Origin of the sequence: Ensifer sp. 22460, from assembly GCF_052044935.1 — a bacterium.
Lineage (GTDB): Bacteria > Pseudomonadota > Alphaproteobacteria > Rhizobiales > Rhizobiaceae > Ensifer.
The window spans coordinates 212,574-227,788 of record NZ_JBQENZ010000003.1 but is presented as its reverse complement, the minus strand read 5'-3'; the positions used below and the strand labels follow the sequence as shown (position 1 = coordinate 227,788).

13 protein-coding genes and 1 riboswitch are annotated in these 15,215 nt (G+C 62.2%); of the genes, 6 read left to right on the top strand and 7 right to left on the bottom strand.

The features are described from left to right. Positions 1 to 54: 54 nt before the first annotated feature. Positions 55 to 1,338: a low temperature requirement protein A gene (locus ACTJKM_RS05345; protein WP_058326838.1), complete on the top strand. Its 1,284-nt coding sequence runs from the start codon at positions 55 to 57 to the stop codon at positions 1,336 to 1,338. Between the two features lie 378 nt (positions 1,339 to 1,716). On the opposite strand, the gene ACTJKM_RS05340 is transcribed toward ACTJKM_RS05345, so the two are convergent. The 7 genes from ACTJKM_RS05340 to ACTJKM_RS05310 all read right to left on the bottom strand — a co-directional run bounded on the left by ACTJKM_RS05340 (position 1,717) and on the right by ACTJKM_RS05310 (position 8,461). Then, complete coding sequence (locus tag ACTJKM_RS05340) at positions 1,717 to 2,190, bottom strand: 6,7-dimethyl-8-ribityllumazine synthase (RefSeq protein ID WP_058321849.1); 474 nt, start codon at positions 2,188 to 2,190, stop codon at positions 1,717 to 1,719. 91 nt (positions 2,191 to 2,281) lie between these two features. Beyond that, positions 2,282 to 2,432, bottom strand: a riboswitch (FMN riboswitch). A gap of 478 nt (positions 2,433 to 2,910) precedes the next feature. Next, a complete protein-coding gene (locus ACTJKM_RS05335) occupies positions 2,911 to 3,255 on the bottom strand; it encodes a TfoX/Sxy family protein (RefSeq protein ID WP_063891459.1) in 345 nt (114 codons plus the stop codon). A gap of 95 nt (positions 3,256 to 3,350) precedes the next feature. Continuing rightward, positions 3,351 to 4,412, bottom strand: a complete 1,062-nt coding sequence (locus ACTJKM_RS05330) for an ABC transporter ATP-binding protein (RefSeq protein ID WP_057253378.1) — start codon at positions 4,410 to 4,412, stop codon at positions 3,351 to 3,353. An 11-nt stretch (positions 4,413 to 4,423) separates the two neighbouring features. Then, a complete protein-coding gene (locus ACTJKM_RS05325; RefSeq protein WP_057253380.1) occupies positions 4,424 to 5,206 on the bottom strand; it encodes an ABC transporter permease in 783 nt (260 codons plus the stop codon). After that, positions 5,203 to 6,084 (bottom strand): ABC transporter permease, encoded by an 882-nt coding sequence (locus tag ACTJKM_RS05320; protein ID WP_057253381.1) that lies wholly within the window; start codon positions 6,082 to 6,084, stop codon positions 5,203 to 5,205. Before ACTJKM_RS05320 ends, ACTJKM_RS05325 begins: the two co-directional genes overlap by 4 nt. 186 nt (positions 6,085 to 6,270) lie before the next feature. Continuing rightward, the gene (locus ACTJKM_RS05315; protein ID WP_440660004.1) at positions 6,271 to 7,377 is read right to left on the bottom strand and encodes an ABC transporter substrate-binding protein; all 1,107 of its coding nucleotides are present in this window, start codon (positions 7,375 to 7,377) and stop codon (positions 6,271 to 6,273) included. Between the two features lie 205 nt (positions 7,378 to 7,582). Next, entirely contained in the window at positions 7,583 to 8,461 is an 879-nt protein-coding gene (locus ACTJKM_RS05310) for a MurR/RpiR family transcriptional regulator (protein ID WP_440660003.1), read from the bottom strand. A gap of 174 nt (positions 8,462 to 8,635) precedes the next feature. On the opposite strand from ACTJKM_RS05310, the gene ACTJKM_RS05305 reads away from it, so the two are divergent. The 5 genes from ACTJKM_RS05305 to ACTJKM_RS05285 all read left to right on the top strand — a co-directional run bounded on the left by ACTJKM_RS05305 (position 8,636) and on the right by ACTJKM_RS05285 (position 15,195). Then, complete coding sequence (locus ACTJKM_RS05305; RefSeq protein ID WP_440660031.1) at positions 8,636 to 9,409, top strand: N-formylglutamate amidohydrolase; 774 nt, start codon at positions 8,636 to 8,638, stop codon at positions 9,407 to 9,409. Positions 9,410 to 9,521: 112 nt separating this feature from the next. Beyond that, on the top strand, positions 9,522 to 11,069 hold the full coding sequence (locus tag ACTJKM_RS05300; RefSeq protein WP_057253390.1) for an amino acid permease: 1,548 nt from the start codon (positions 9,522 to 9,524) through the stop codon (positions 11,067 to 11,069). 150 nt (positions 11,070 to 11,219) lie between these two features. Continuing rightward, positions 11,220 to 12,584: a glutamine synthetase family protein gene (locus ACTJKM_RS05295; protein ID WP_093234439.1), complete on the top strand. Its 1,365-nt coding sequence runs from the start codon at positions 11,220 to 11,222 to the stop codon at positions 12,582 to 12,584. An 83-nt stretch (positions 12,585 to 12,667) separates the two neighbouring features. Further along, on the top strand, positions 12,668 to 14,053 hold the full coding sequence (locus ACTJKM_RS05290; RefSeq protein WP_440660002.1) for an aldehyde dehydrogenase family protein: 1,386 nt from the start codon (positions 12,668 to 12,670) through the stop codon (positions 14,051 to 14,053). Further along, positions 14,050 to 15,195 carry an iron-containing alcohol dehydrogenase gene (locus ACTJKM_RS05285; protein WP_440660001.1) on the top strand — a complete coding sequence of 382 codons (1,146 nt, stop codon included), beginning with the start codon at positions 14,050 to 14,052 and terminating at the stop codon, positions 15,193 to 15,195. Before ACTJKM_RS05290 ends, ACTJKM_RS05285 begins: the two co-directional genes overlap by 4 nt. Positions 15,196 to 15,215: the final 20 nt, after the last annotated feature.

Here is a 15,215-nt window from a genome sequence, read left to right as displayed (position 1 = left end):
CGCTTCCGCAAATATTTGAATATGCTTGCAGATCGTCAGCAGGGACCTTACCGCATGAGCGAAGCAACCTCGACTGAACCGCATCCGAGCGCTCACCACCACGTGGCGCGCATGAGTGGACGTGATACGCACGAACATCACAGGACTGCGACGACACTCGAACTCCTGTTCGACCTCACTTTCGTCATCGCCTTCAGCCTGGCCGCCTCGCAGCTCGCGCATCTCTTCGCCGAGGGCCACTTCACCGCAGGGCTGATCGGCTTCGGCTTTGCCACCTTCGCCATCTGCTGGGCCTGGATCAACTTCAGCTGGTTCGCTTCGGCCTACGACACCGACGACTGGATCTTTCGCAGCGTCACCATGGTGCAGATGGTCGGCGTGCTGATCCTGGCGATCGGCCTGCCGCCGATGTTCGAATCGATCGACAAGGGCGAGCACCTCAACAACGGCGTCATGGTGCTCGGCTATGTCGTCATGCGCGTCGCGATGGTCTTCCAGTGGCTGCGCGCCAGCCGGCAGGATCCGGCGCGGCGGGAAGCCTGCATGGCCTATGTGAAGGCGATCAGCGTCGCCCAGCTTGGCTGGATCGTTTTGATCTTCTTCGACTTCTCGCTGGCGGTGACCTTTGCCATGGTCGTCGCGCTGACGGCGATCGAGATGCTCGGCCCCTACATTGCCGAGATGCACTATGGCGGCACGCCCTGGCATGCGCATCACATCGCCGAACGCTATGGGCTCTTGGCGATCATCGCGCTCGGGGAAGGGGTGGTCGGAACGGTCGCCTCGATCTCTGCCGTGGTCGAGGGCGAGGGCTGGAACCTCGACGTTGCGCTCGTCTGCCTCGCCGGCACCGGGCTCACTTTCGGCATGTGGTGGATCTATTTCCTTTTGCCGAGCGCCGAGGTGCTGCACCACCACCGCCTCAAGCGGTCCTTCGTCTGGGGTTATGGCCACATACCGATCTTCGCCGCGATAGTCGCCACCGGCGCCGGGCTGCACGTGGCGGCCTATTATATCGAGCACAAGGCCCATATCAGCTCGGTCGCAACTGTGCTGACGGTCGCGGTTCCAGTCGGACTCTACATCGGCCTGCTCTACGCGATGTACGCGTATCTGCTGCGGCAGACGAACCGGCTGCATCTCTGGCTGCTTTGCGGCACGGCGCTGGTGCTGATCGCGTCCGTCGTCGTGGCGATGCTTGGGCTCGATATGGCGATGTGCCTGATCATCCTGACGCTCGCGCCCGTCGTCACCATCGTCGGCTACGAGGCCGGCGGCCACCGCCACCGGATGGCGGCGCTGGAGCGCAGCCTGCAGGACGGCGAGGCGGCGCGGTAGGCGCGAATTTGAGAGTCGAGACAGGGGCTTATCGGCTGGGGCTGCCGGCTTGAATCAGGTGGCTCACAAGTTGATTCAACGGGAGTGCTTGTGGCGTTCCGGGGGGCTGCGAGTTCGGCATGATCTGAGAGCAATTCTGCCCCTCACCCTAACCCTCTCCCCGCAGGCGGGGCGAGGGGACGAGAGCTCTCGCTGGCGGGATGGCTCTGATTGACCTCAGGGGGGCCGGCCGTTCTCGAGAGAGGATGAGTTTGGGTGACAAGGAGCCACGCGTGTCCTTCTCCCCGCAAGCGGGGAGAAGGTGGCCGGCAGGCCGGATGAGGGGCAGCGCGCTTACGGCGCACCCGCCAGGCAGGCTCACTTCGGAGCCGCAGACGATCAGGCGTTGACCAGCGCCAGCTTGGCGCGGGCATCCAAAATCTGCGAGCAGGCGTTGGCGGCTTCCGTGCCCTTGGTGACGAAGTGTTCGCGGAAGAAGGCAATGAGCGGTTCGCTTTCCTGGAAATTGTGCGGTGTCAGTACGGCCGAAAGCACCGGCACATTGGTGTCGAGCTGCACGCGCATCATGCCGTCGAGCACGGTGCCGGCGACGAAGTCGTGGCGGTAGATGCCGCCGTCGACGACGAAGGCGGTGCCGAGGATCGCGGCGTAGCGGCCGGTCTTTGCCAGCGTCTGCGCATGCAGCGGGATTTCGAGCGCGCCCGGCACATCGAAGATCTCAACGTCGGCAGCCGAACCGCCGAGCTTCGTCCATTGCGCGACGAAGGCATCGACGCAGCGGTCGACGATATCGGCATGCCAGCGGGCACGGACGATCGCGATCTTGGCGGCGGGGTGGGAAAAAATGGTCATGGTCTCAAGCCTTTCAGGGTTTGGCGTTTCCAATGATCCCGTCGGGCGAACATGCATGCGCGCGAGGTCCCGTCGCTGGGCCCACGTTCCTGCTTGCTCTCTTCCATCCGGACTGTGACCGTCGGCTCCGGAATTCGACCGGATCTGCTGACCTCTGGAGCGTAAGCTCCAGAGCGCTCGCGGGCTTCGGCCTTTCGGCCGCTACCGCCGGTGGGGAATTTCGCCCCGCCCTGAGAACAACGCGACTATATAGTCCGCCTGCGAGCGATCAAACGCACGGCGCGACGAAAAGAGGGGAAATCACGACAGATTTTTGCATGTCCGGCCGGAGCGCGAGAAACTCTTTCTCGTTCCGGTATTTTCGCGCTGGCTGCGGCCGACTTTATCTGCAGGGCGATCAGCTGTCGGGGATCGATGCATCACCTGTGGAAAGGTCGAATAACAAGCGCGAGATATCAACGGTTCCTCACCTGGGGACGAGAACCCAGAAACCACTTGCGCACCCAGGACGATTCATAGTTAGTGCGAAGCAGAAGCAGCCTTCATCAATTTTTCTTTTGGTGACAGAAAGGCGCTCCGATTGGCAAAACTCCCCACGAAACCCGACAGTGAGCACCTCAAGCTGAAGCTTTGGGTTCTTGAGGCATCCGCGATTGGGCGGTATCCCATCACGTGTGTCTTTGTCATCGCCTTGCTGTTTATGGGTGGCAAGGTGAAGCGCTATCCGCGCAGTTCGTCGTCTTCGGCTGAAAGTGCCCTCCCGGCCCAATGGAGAAGGGCGTCGCGATCGTCGAGGCAGTCGACAGGCGCTTCGTAGAAGCGATGCACGACCACGGTCTTGCCGCCCTTCTCATAGGTGAACGGCTGGCAACCCTCTGTGATAAGCGCGTCTTTCAGCGCCTGATCAACCCTGAAATAGAGGCGGTCCTTGATGCTGACGGCAAAGCGCTTGTCTGCGACGACGTAGGCCCAGCCGCCGAAGAAGCGGTCAATCTGAACAGGCCCGAGATCGGAGAGTTCATCCTGGATATGCCTGACGAAGGCGCTTGGTTCAGCCTTGGCCATGATTGCAACCTCGCGGGTCTCCGGCAATGGTGCAACGAACCGCTGCATACTCGCTGGCGCCCTGCGCGCCAGCGTTCATCGGTCTTCTGCAAGGCCTACTCGCGAATAACGAGCAGGTCCTTGGCGGCGAAGCGCAGGGTGACGTTGTCGCCCGAGACCGGCGGGGTTACGCCCGGATTGTTGAACATGTCGAAGGAGATGACATCGCCGCCGACGCGAAGCCGCGTGCGGATGACCGAGCCGAGGAAGCTCGTCGAGACGACCTCGCCGGCAAGCGCCGTATCGCCTTGCGCCCCTTCGGCAATCGAGCCCGCTTCAGGGCGCAACGCCAGCGAGATGCTGTCGCCACCCTTCATGCCGGCAATCGGGTCTTTCAGAGCCACCTGCTGGTTGCCGATCGTTACGGCGCCCGAGGCCGGATCCGCGACCTTGCCCTCGATGATGTTCAGCGTGCCGACGAAGGAAGCGACGAAGCGCGTTGACGGCGTGTTGTAGATCTCGAAGGGGGTGCCGATCTGGTCGGCACGTCCGGCATTCATGACGACGATACGATCGGAGATCGACAGCGCCTCTTCCTGGTCGTGGGTGACGAAGACCGTGGTGATGCCGAGCTGCTGCTGGATCTGCCGGATTTCTTCGCGCAGCGACACGCGGATCTTGGCGTCGAGCGCCGAAAGCGGCTCGTCGAGCAGCAGCACCTGCGGCTTGACCGCAATGGCGCGGGCAAGCGCCACGCGCTGCTGCTGGCCGCCGGAGAGCTGGTAGGGGAAGCGGTCCGCCAGGTGCTCGAGCTTGATCAGCCCGAGCATCTGCTTCACCCGTGCGTCGATCTCCGACTTGTCAGTGCCTGCGACCTTGAGGCCGAAGGCAACGTTGTCATGCACGTTCATGTTCGGAAACAGCGCATAGGCCTGAAACACCATGCCGATGTTGCGCTGGTTGGGTTTCAACGACCCTTGGTCCTTGCCGTTGATCACGATAGAGCCGGCGGAGGGTGTCTCGAAGCCGGCGATCATGCGCAGGACGGTCGTCTTGCCGCAGCCGGACGGACCCAGGAAGGAGACGAATTCGCCCTTCTCGATGTCCATGTCGAAATCGTGCACGACGTGAACAGGGCCGAAGGACTTCTTGATGCTGGTGAGTGACAGAAAACTCATGGGTGCGGTCCTCAGGCCTTGGGAGGCGCGCTTTTTTGGAAGCGCGAGACGAGCTGGATGAGGCCGAGGCAGCCCCAGGTGATGCCGAATGCGATAACGGCGAGTGCGGCAGGCTCATAGGCGCGGTTGGCGCCCAAGAGCTGCATGTACGGGCCGAAGGCCGGGCGGTTCAGAAGTGCCGCCATGGTGAACTCGCCGATGACGATGGCAAAGGTCAGGAAGGCGCCTGAAAGCACCGCGACGAGCACGTTCGGCAGAATGATCTTGGCGAGGATCGTCGCCCACCCGGCGCCGAGGCTTTGGGCGGCCTCGGTCAGGGTGGCGACGTCGATGGTGCGAAGGCCGGTGTCGACCGCGCGGTACATGTAGGGCAGAGCGAGCGTCGCGTAGCCGAACATCAGGAGGATGTTGGTCCCCGTCAGCGAGCCCGTCAGCGGCAGCCAGCTCGAGGTGTTGTAGAGCCGGATATAGCCGAAGACGATGACGATCGCCGGGATAACGAGCGGCAGAAGCGTGATGAACTCGATATAGGGGCGCAGCCGCGGCAGCTTCAGCCGGACCCAATAGGCGGTAGGTACGACGAGCAGCACGCCGAAGACGATGGTGAACAGCGCCTGCAGCACCGAATAGCTGAAGGTTTCCTGGAAGCGCGGATCGGCGAAAACCTTCTGATAGGCGTCGAAGGAATATTCGCCGCGGCGCATCTTCAAGGAGAAGTTGGTCATGCCGATGAGCGGCAGGGTGAAATAGAGGAGGCCGAAAACCAGGGCCCCCCAGGCCCAGATCTTCTTCATTTCAGCCACCTTTCGCTGCGGCCGCGCAGCCAGATGTAGATCGCGTTGGCAATGCCGGTGACGACGATCATGCCGAAGGCGAGCGCATAGCCGAGATGCGGATTGCCGAGCACGTCGCCGCGGATCTGGGCGAACAGCAGGATCGGCACGATCGACAGCGACGAGCCGGTGAGCGCGATCGCGGTCGCAACGGCGCCGAAGGCATTGGCGAAGAGCAGCGCCAGCGTGCCGAGCAGCGAGGGAAGCAGGATCGGGAAGGCGACCATGCGCCAGTACTGCAGGCCGGTGGCACCGAGGATTTCGGCGGCCTCGCGCCATTCGCGCTTCAGGCCGTCGAGCGCCGGCGTGATGATGAGGATCATCAGCGGGATCTGGAAAAAGAGGTAGGTGACTGTCAGCCCCCAGAAGGACAGGAGATTGAAGCCGAGCATTCTGAGGTCGAGACCGAAGTTCGAGCGCAGGAACACCGTAACGATGCCGACCGGGCCGAGGGTAGCGAGAAAGGCGAAGGCGAGCGGCACGCCGGCAAAGTTGGAGGCAACGCCGGAAAAGGTCAGAAGCGGCCCGCGGATGCCCTTCGGCAAGCCGCCGAAGACAATGGCCGAGGCCATGGCAAAGCCAATCAGGCAGCCGAGGAGCGCCGAGGCTATGCTGATCTTGATCGAGATCCAGTAGGCCGCAAGGATCGAGGGCGTGAACAGGCCACGGATGTTCTCGAACGTGAAGCTGCCATCCGGTGTCTGAAAGGCGCCGACCACGATCTTTGCCGTCGGCAATATCAGAAACAGCGTCACAAAGGCGGCAAAGGGCAGAATGCCCAGCCAGTGAAGCGGTAGGCGACGCGCCGGCGGGCTGGCGTCGGGTTTAGCAGATGACATTCCGTTCGCGCCCCTGAAACCGCGTTATCGACGCGGGCGTTATTGATACTTGCAAGTTAGAGCGGGGTGCGGGCTGAAACCCGCGCACATTTTTCCTCATTCCGCTCCAAAGACTTGAATTCCTTACGAATAACTTATGTCGCCCCGGCCGGAAAACCGGCCGAGGCGACATGTCTGTGGAAAGACTTACTGAACGTTCGCGCCGACGACGGAATCCCAGCCGCCGGTGACGGCAGCCTTGTTGGCATCGACTTCTTCGAGCGTCGGGAAGTAGGCCTTTTCATAAGACGCTGCCGGCGGCAGGGCGTCGATCAGTGCCTGCGGAACCTTGCCGGCCTTGACCATCGCGTTGAAGCGGGTCGGGTGGCAGAAGCCCTTGAGCCAGCCGAGCTGACCTTCGTCGGAATAGAGGTGCTCCATCCACAGCTTCGCTGCGTTCGGGTGCGGCGCGTAGGCCGAGATGCCCTGAACGTAGACGCCGGCGAGAACGCCGCTGGCCGGAACGACGACTTCGGTCGGCGGGTTGCCGTTGAGGGTCTTGGCCCAGCCGAGCGCGTTGTAGTCCCAGGCAACGATGATAGGGGTCGAGCCCTGGGCGAGCGTACCGGACTTGCCGATGACCGGAACGAAGTTGCCGGCCTTGTTGAGTTCGGCGAAGTAGCCGAGGCCAGCTTCACCGGCTTCCTTGCCCGACTTCGCACCCTTGGCGAGACCGGCGGCGAGAACGCCGAGGATCGCCTGGTTCGACGCGCGCGGATCGCCGGCGAGAGCGACCTGACCGGCATATTCCGGCTTCAGGAGGTCGGCCCAGTCCTTCGGTGCGTTCTGGACGAGGTCCTTGTTCACGAGGAAGGACATCACGCCGTAATAGTCGCCGTACCAGTAGCCTTCGGCGTCCTTGACGCTGTCCGGGATCTCGTCCCAGGTGGAAACCTTGTAGGGCTGCAGCAGGCCTTCGGCCTTCATCTGCGGGCCGAAGGCGAGACCGACGTCGACGACGTCAGGGGCCTGCGGACCCTTGTTGTCCTTGTTGGCCTTGACGGCTTCGACTTCGTCGGCCGAGCCCGCGTCCGGGTTCAGTTCGTTGACCTGGATTTCCGGATACTTGGCCTTGAAGGAGGCGATGACGTCGCCATAGCCGCACCAGTCGTGGGGCAGGGCGACGGTGGTCAGCATGCCTTCCTTCTTGGCGGCTTCGATGAGTTCGGCGCTCGGCTCGGCGGCGGCGATTGCGGTCGTCGCCAGGAAAACGGCGGTGGAAAGCGAAAGCAGGCGATGGGTTCTTGAAATCACTGGTGTTCTCCTTATGGGTTTAGTCAAATTCGTGGGGTATTCAGTCGATTTCGGCTAGGCTGTTAAAGAGATGCCATGAAAGTAATGTGACAGCAGTTTATCCGTTCGCGCCGCCTATGTCGTTGGAAGAACATTTCTTTTTCTGGCGGGGTGGCTCACTGTCGCACAACTGTATGAAATTCCGTGAACGGGTCGGCGAGCACTCCTAGACGGGTTTGCGAAAGATGCGGGTGGAATCGAAAAGGCCCTCGAGCGTTTTCATTCGATCCCGGGTTTCCTCCCAGTTCGAACTTTGCACCGCCTCGATCAGTGCTTCGATCAAGAACAGGATCACCACCGAGCTGTCCCAGGCTGACGGTACTTCGATCTGCGAGCGGAACACGCGGGAGGCGGATTTGGCGACCGGCGAAGTCCAGCGATCGGTGAAGAGGATGATCTCGACGCCACGCTCGCGGGCGGATTTGGCGAGCGTCGCCATCTCCTGCTCGTAGCGGCGAATGTCGAACAGAATCAAGACGTCGCTCTGGCGCATATCGAGCACGTAGTGCGGCCAGGCGCTGGCGTTGGAGGCGATCTCGGTGACACCCGGACGAATGACCTGAAGATGGGTGAAGAGATAGTCGGCAAGCGCATGGGTGATGCGGCCGCCGAGCAGATAGATGCTGCGCTTGCGGTCGGCGATGAGGGCAGCGGCCTCGTCGAATTCCCGTGGATCGATCTGGGTCAGCGTCTCGCGCAGATTGCTGGTGATCGCGTCGGCGAAGCGGTTGAGCGTGTGGGTTCCCGGCGCATTGGCGGCCCAGCGGTCGTGCTTGGTGATCGGATTGGAGATCGTCGCTTCCAGTTCCTGGTGCAGCCGCGCCTGGAAATCCGGAAAGCCGCGGAAGCCGAGCTTCTGCACCATGCGCGCGACGGTCGGAGTCGATACGCCGGCGTTCTCGGCGACCGTGGTGATCGAGCCGAGTCCCGATACGGGATAATTGTCGAGAAGTGTCTCCGCCAGTTGCTTCTCCGCGCGGGTCAGCGCGGTGAAGTGGGCATTGATCACATCCGACACCGTCGTCGATGTCGCCTTGCTGCTCAAAATGTCTCCCCTGAACCGATCTAGAGCCGGTTTGTGACAGATTAAACATCGCTGTCACAATTGGAGTCAATCGCAATTTTGAAGAGATCGTTTCAGATTTTGATTGACACTCGCCAATCTCTGAAGAATTCTTTTCATTAACGAACGTCTAACGGGCAAAAGGGGATGCCGGTGTTGACGCGACTTTTGACCGAAGCAGATGGCGATCCGGTTGCGATCGAAAACGCCACAGGGAAGGGCGATATCGTGCTCGTCTGCGAGCACGCCTCGCGTCGGGTTCCGGAGCGCCTCGGTACGCTCGGCCTTACCGAGCAGGCTCTCGAAAGCCACATCGCCTGGGACCCGGGCGCGCTGGCCGTCGCCAGGCTTCTTGCCGGCAAGCTCGATGCGGCGTTGATCTACCAGCGCTTCTCGCGGCTTGCCTATGATTGCAACCGTCCGCCCGAGGCGGAGGCGGCGATGCCGGTTCTGAGCGAAGTTTACGAGATCCCGGGAAACCGGACGATGACCGACGACGAGCGGCAGGCGCGGGTCGAGGAGATCTATCGCCCGTTTCACGATTCGGTCGCGCGCTTCGTTTCCGCCCGCAAGGCCGCCGGCAGGCCGCCGATCCTGGTGACGATGCATAGCTTCACGCCCGTCTATTTCGGCAAGCCGCGGGCCGTCGAGGTCGGTATCCTGCACGATGCGGACAGCCGCCTTGCCGACCATATGCTGGCGGTCGCGACGAAGGGGCAGGTCGCCTACGACATCCGCCGCAACGAGCCCTATGGCCCGGCCGACGGCGTTACTCACAGTCTGATTGAATACGGCGTCCTCAACGGACTGCCGAATGTGATGATCGAGATCCGCAACGATCTCATTCGCAATGACATCGGCCAAAGGGTCATGGCCGACTATCTGGAAGGATTGCTCCGCAAAGGCGCAGTGGCACTTTCAGCACAATAAAAGACCCTGGGGAGCGGCTTGCCGCGGTCCTGTTCCGGCCAGCCGGGGCAGGTGGTTGATGGGACCCTGCCGCAATGGGGCGGTGTGGTCTGAATAAATCAGGGGAAGAAAAATGTCAGACTACAGCGATTTGGACAAAAAGCAGGACATGAGTGTCTTGCACTCGATGGGCTATGCCCAGGAGCTCGAGCGGCGCATGAGCCAGTTCTCGAACTTCGCGGTGTCGTTCTCGATCATCTGCATTCTCTCCGGCGGCATCAATTCGCTCGCCCAGGCGACAGCCGGCGCAGGGGGCGCCGCGATCGGCATCGGCTGGCCGCTTGGCTGCTTCATTTCCTTGGTCTTTGCGGTCGCCATGGCGCAGATCAGCTCGGCCTATCCGACGGCCGGCGGCCTCTACCACTGGGGTTCGATCCTTGGTAACCGCTTTACCGGCTGGGTGACCGCCTGGTTCAACCTGCTCGGTCTCGTCACCGTTCTCGGCGCGATCAACGTCGGCACCTATTACTTCTTCATGGGTTCCTTCGGCACGCCCTATTTCGCGCTGGAGGACACAACCACTACCCGCATCGTCTTCCTGGCGATCATCACCGGCGCACAGGCGCTCGTGAACCACATGGGCATCGGGCTCACCGCCAAGCTCACCGATTTCTCCGGCTACCTGATCTTCGCAACTGCGATCCTGCTTGCCGTCGTTTGCCTCGCGGCCGCCGACAGCTACGACATCGCAAGGCTCTTCACCTTCTCCAACTATTCCGGTGAAGCCGGCGGCAACGTCTGGCCGCAGACGTCGGGCACCTGGGTGTTCCTGCTCGGCCTTCTGCTGCCGATCTACACGATCACCGGCTACGACGCTTCTGCCCACACCTCGGAAGAAACCGTCAAGGCGGCGGAATCCGTGCCGCGCGGTATGGTTTCTTCCGTGCTCTGGTCGGCGCTCTTCGGCTACATCATGCTGTGCGCCTTCGTGCTGATGATCCCGAACATGGACGAAGCTGCCAAGCAGGGCTGGAACGTGTTCTTCTGGGCGATGGACGCCCAAGTCAACCCGGTCATAAAGGACATCCTCTATCTCGCCATCCTCGTCAGCCAGTGGCTGTGCGGCCTGGCGACGGTGACCTCGGTATCACGCATGATCTTCGCCTTCTCGCGTGACGGCGGTCTGCCGGCCTCCAGGGCGCTCGCCAAGGTCAGCCCGACCCACCGGTCGCCGGTTGCGGCGATCTGGACCGGCTCGATCCTCTCGGTCCTGTTCGTCTGGGGCTCGTCGCTCGTGTCGATCGGCGAAACGCCGGTTTATACGATCGTCGTCTCGTGCACGGTCATCTTCCTGTTCTTCTCCTTCGCGATCCCGATCACGCTCGGCCTTTTCGCCTGGGGAACCTCGAAGTGGGATAAAATGGGCCCGTGGAACCTGGGCGAGGCGATGTTCAAGCTCTTCGCGGTTCTGTCGATCATCGCCATGGTGCTGATCTTCGTTCTCGGTATCCAACCGCCGAACGACTGGGCGCTCTACATCACCGTGGGCTTCCTGGTGCTGACGGCTCTGATCTGGTTCGGCTTCGAAACCCGCCGCTTCCGCGGCCCGCCGATCGGCGACGAAGTGGCGCGCCGCCAGGCCGAGATTGCCGCTGCCGAAAAGGCCGTCGGCGAAGTCTGAACACCAACAAAATGGGCGGGAGCGCGACCGCGACTTCCGCCTTTTCTTTTCCGGAGCTTGTCCGGTTACTTGAACGGATCACGTCCACGCGGCCCAAAAATATCGTGACCCAAGGGAACGGCCGCGTGACCAAACATGGGATGGAAGTTGATGAGCTATACGTTTGATGAGTTGAAGGAAGACGTCGCCGCCGGGCGCATCGATACGGTTCTCGCCTGCCAGGTCGACATGCAGGGCCGGCTGATGGGCAAGCGCTTCCACGCGCAGTTCTTCGTCGACGGCGCCTGGAAGGAAACGCATAGCTGCAACTATCTGCTTGCGACCGACATGGAGATGGAGACCGTTCCCGGCTACAAGGCGACGAGCTGGGAGAAGGGCTACGGCGACTATACGATGAAGCCGGACCTTTCGACACTTCGCCGCATTCCCTGGCTCGAAGGCACGGCGCTCGTGCTTTGCGACATGCTCGACCATCACACCCACGAGGAAGTGCCGCACTCGCCGCGCGCGATCCTGAAGAAGCAGGTGGCGCGGCTCGAGAAGATGGGGCTCAAGGCCTACATGGCGAGCGAGCTCGAATTCTTCCTGTTCGACCAGTCCTACGACGATGCCCGCCAATCCGGCTATCGCGACCTGCAACTCGTCAGCGGCTACAACGAGGACTACCACATCTTCCAGACCACCAAGGAAGAAGATGTGATGCGGGCGATCCGCAACGGCCTGCAGGGCGCCGGCATCCCGGTCGAAAATTCCAAGGGCGAGGCGTCGGCCGGGCAGGAAGAGATCAACGTGCGTTATGCCGACGCGCTGACAATGGCCGACCGGCACGCGATCATCAAGAATGGCTGCAAGGAGATCGCCTGGTCGCGCGGCAAGGCCATCACCTTCCTCGCCAAGTGGAATTATTCGGCCGCCGGCTCCTCCTCGCATATCCACCAGTCGCTCTGGAGTGCCGACGGCAAGACCTCGAAATTCTTCGACGAGAGCGGCAAATACGGCATGTCGGAGATGATGCGCCACTATGTGGCGGGGCTGCTCACCCATGCGAGCGAGATCACCTATTTCCTTGCGCCCTACATCAACTCCTACAAGCGCTTCATGGCCGGCACCTTCGCGCCGACCAAGGCGGTCTGGAGCAAGGATAACCGCACCGCCGGCTATCGCCTTTGCGGCGAGGACACCAAGGCGATCCGCATCGAATGCCGCGTCGGCGGCTCCGATCTCAATCCCTATCTCGCCTTCGCGGCTTTGATCGCCGCCGGCATTTCCGGTATCGAAAACAAGATGGAACTGGAAGCGCCCTTCGTCGGCGACGCCTATGGCGGCAAGGACGTGCGCGAGATCCCGCGCACGCTCAGAGACGCGACGGCGGCGCTTAGCGAATCCAAGATGCTGCGCGACGCCTTTGGTGATGAGGTCATCGAGCACTACGCGCGGGCCGGGCACTGGGAACAGGAAGAATATGACCGCCGCGTCACCGATTGGGAGGTCGCACGCGGTTTCGAACGGGCCTGATCCTGGTCCCTATCTCTCACACGGTGGCCGATCCTGGCAGGGTCGGCCACCGCATCATTCGCAATGAAAGCAGGAAAACGATCATGAGCATGATCAAGTGCATTTCGCCCGTGAACGGCGAAGTCTACGCGGAACGCCCGGCGATGCCGCTGGAACTGGCAAAACAGGTGGTTTCCCGCGCCCGCCAGGCGCAGAAGGCCTGGGCGCGCCGTCCGCTCGACGAGCGCGTCAACCTGGTGCTATCAGGTGTCGCCCGCCTCAATGAAATGGTCGACGAGGTGGTGCCGGAGCTTGCCTGGCAGATGGGCCGGCCGGTGCGCTACGGCGGCGAGTTCAAAGGCTTCAACGAGCGCTCGAACTATGTCGCGACGATCGCCGCCGATGCGCTGAAGCCGCTGGTGATCGAGGAAAGCGACCGCTTCGAGCGCCGCATCGCGCGCGAGCCGCATGGCGTCGTCTTCGTCGTCGCGCCGTGGAATTATCCTTACATGACCGCGATCAACACGGTGGCGCCGGCGCTGATGGCCGGTAACACCGTCATCATCAAGCATGCGAGCCAGACGATCCTCGTCGGCGAGCGCATGGTGCGCGCCTTCGTCGAAGCCGGCGTTCCCGCCGACGTCTTCCAGAACATCTTCCTCGACCACGAAACGACCGCAGCACTGATCGCTGCCAAGAGCTTCGACTTCGTCAACTTCACCGGCTCTGTCGAAGGCGGGCGGTCGATCGAGCGCGCGGCTGCCGGCACCTTCACCGGTCTCGGTCTCGAACTCGGCGGCAAGGATCCGGGCTACGTCATGGAAGACGCGGATCTCGACGCGGCCGTCGACACGCTGATGGACGGCGCCACCTACAATTCCGGCCAGTGCTGCTGCGGCATCGAGCGCATTTACGTGCATGAAAAGCTCTATGACGCCTTCGTCGAGAAGTCGGTCGCCTGGGTTTCCAACTACAAGCTCGGCAACCCGCTCGATCCGGAAACGACGCTTGGGCCGATGGCGAACAAGCGCTTCGCCGCGACCGTGCGCGAGCAGATCGCCGATGCGGTTGCCAAGGGCGCCAAGGCTCTCATCGACCCGAAGCTGTTCCCGCAGGATGACGGTGGCGCCTATCTCGCGCCGCAGGTCCTTACCAATGTCGATCACTCCATGGCCTTCATGCGCGAAGAGACCTTCGGTCCGGCCGTCGGCATCATGAAGGTGAAGAGCGACAGCCAGGCGATCGAGCTGATGAACGACAGCCAGTACGGTCTGACAGCATCGCTCTGGACCAAGGATGCCGAGCGCGCCGCGCGCATCGGCGCTGACATCGAGACCGGCACGGTGTTCATGAACCGCGCCGACTATCTCGACCCGGCGCTTTGCTGGACCGGCGTCAAGGAAACCGGCCGTGGCGGCTCGCTCTCGGTCATCGGCTTCCAGAACCTCACCCGTCCGAAATCCTATCATCTGAAGAAAGTAACCGCATGACGATCACCGCCAACTGGAGCTATCCGACGTCAATCAAGTTCGGTGCCGGCCGGATCAAGGAGCTTGCCGACCATTGCAAGGCGGTCGGCATGAAGAAGCCGCTTCTGATCACCGACCGGGGCCTCGCGCCGATGGCGATCACCCAGAACGCGCTCGACATCCTCGCAGCCGCCGATCTCGGTAGGGCGATCTTCGCCGACGTCGATCCGAACCCGAATGACGTCAACCTTGAAGCCGGCGTCAAGGCGTTCAAGGACGGCGGCCACGACGGTGTCGTCGCCTTCGGCGGCGGCTCGGGCCTCGATCTCGGCAAGTGCGTCGCCTTCATGGCCGGCCAGAGCCGCCCCGTCTGGGATTTCGAGGACATCGGCGACTGGTGGACACGCGCGAGCGTCGAGGGCATCGCGCCGATCGTCGCCGTGCCGACGACGGCCGGCACCGGCTCGGAAGTCGGACGCGCCAGCGTCATCACCAATTCCGCAAGCCACGTGAAGAAGGTGATCTTCCATCCGAAGTTCCTGCCGGCAGTGACGATCTACGACCCGGAACTGACGGTCGGCATGCCGAAGGTGATTACTGCCGGCACCGGCATGGATGCCTTTGCCCATTGCCTGGAAGCCTACTCCTCGCCCTTCTACCATCCGATGTCGGCCGGCATCGCGCTCGAAGGCATGCGCCTGGTGAAAGAGTACTTGCCGCGCGCCTACAAGGACGGCGCCGACATCGAGGCCCGCGCCAATATGATGAGTGCCGCTGCCATGGGTGCCGTCGCCTTCCAGAAGGGCCTCGGCGCGATCCATTCGCTGTCGCACCCAGTCGGCGCCATCTACAACACCCATCACGGCATGACCAATGCGGTGGTGATGCCGCCGGTGCTGCGCTTCAACCGCCCGGCAATCGAAGAGAAGATCGTGCGTGCCGCCGCCTATCTCGGCATTGCCGGCGGCTTCGATGGTTTTTACGACTACGTGCTGAAGCTGCGCGAGGAACTCGGCGTACCGGACAAGCTTTCAGCACTCGGCGTCGGGACCGACCGCATCGACGAGATGTCGGAGATGGCCATCGTCGATCCAACGGCCGGCGGCAACCCGGTCGAGCTCACGCTGGATGCCGCGAAGAAGCTCTTCCGCGAGTGCATCTGACATAGTGTGCTGGCGCCTCG

What these genes read in the sequence shown, in the direction of transcription:
- ACTJKM_RS05345 (WP_058326838.1), top strand. Translation starts at nt 55, where the DNA reads ATGAGCGAAGCAACCTCGACTGAACCGCATCCGAGCGCTCACCACCAC.
- ACTJKM_RS05340 (WP_058321849.1), bottom strand. Translation starts at nt 2,190, where the DNA reads ATGACCATTTTTTCCCACCCCGCCGCCAAGATCGCGATCGTCCGTGCC.
- ACTJKM_RS05335 (WP_063891459.1), bottom strand. Translation starts at nt 3,255, where the DNA reads ATGGCCAAGGCTGAACCAAGCGCCTTCGTCAGGCATATCCAGGATGAA.
- ACTJKM_RS05330 (WP_057253378.1), bottom strand. Translation starts at nt 4,412, where the DNA reads ATGAGTTTTCTGTCACTCACCAGCATCAAGAAGTCCTTCGGCCCTGTT.
- ACTJKM_RS05325 (WP_057253380.1), bottom strand. Translation starts at nt 5,206, where the DNA reads ATGAAGAAGATCTGGGCCTGGGGGGCCCTGGTTTTCGGCCTCCTCTAT.
- ACTJKM_RS05320 (WP_057253381.1), bottom strand. Translation starts at nt 6,084, where the DNA reads ATGTCATCTGCTAAACCCGACGCCAGCCCGCCGGCGCGTCGCCTACCG.
- ACTJKM_RS05300 (WP_057253390.1), top strand. Translation starts at nt 9,522, where the DNA reads ATGTCAGACTACAGCGATTTGGACAAAAAGCAGGACATGAGTGTCTTG.
- ACTJKM_RS05295 (WP_093234439.1), top strand. Translation starts at nt 11,220, where the DNA reads ATGAGCTATACGTTTGATGAGTTGAAGGAAGACGTCGCCGCCGGGCGC.
- ACTJKM_RS05290 (WP_440660002.1), top strand. Translation starts at nt 12,668, where the DNA reads ATGAGCATGATCAAGTGCATTTCGCCCGTGAACGGCGAAGTCTACGCG.
- ACTJKM_RS05285 (WP_440660001.1), top strand. Translation starts at nt 14,050, where the DNA reads ATGACGATCACCGCCAACTGGAGCTATCCGACGTCAATCAAGTTCGGT.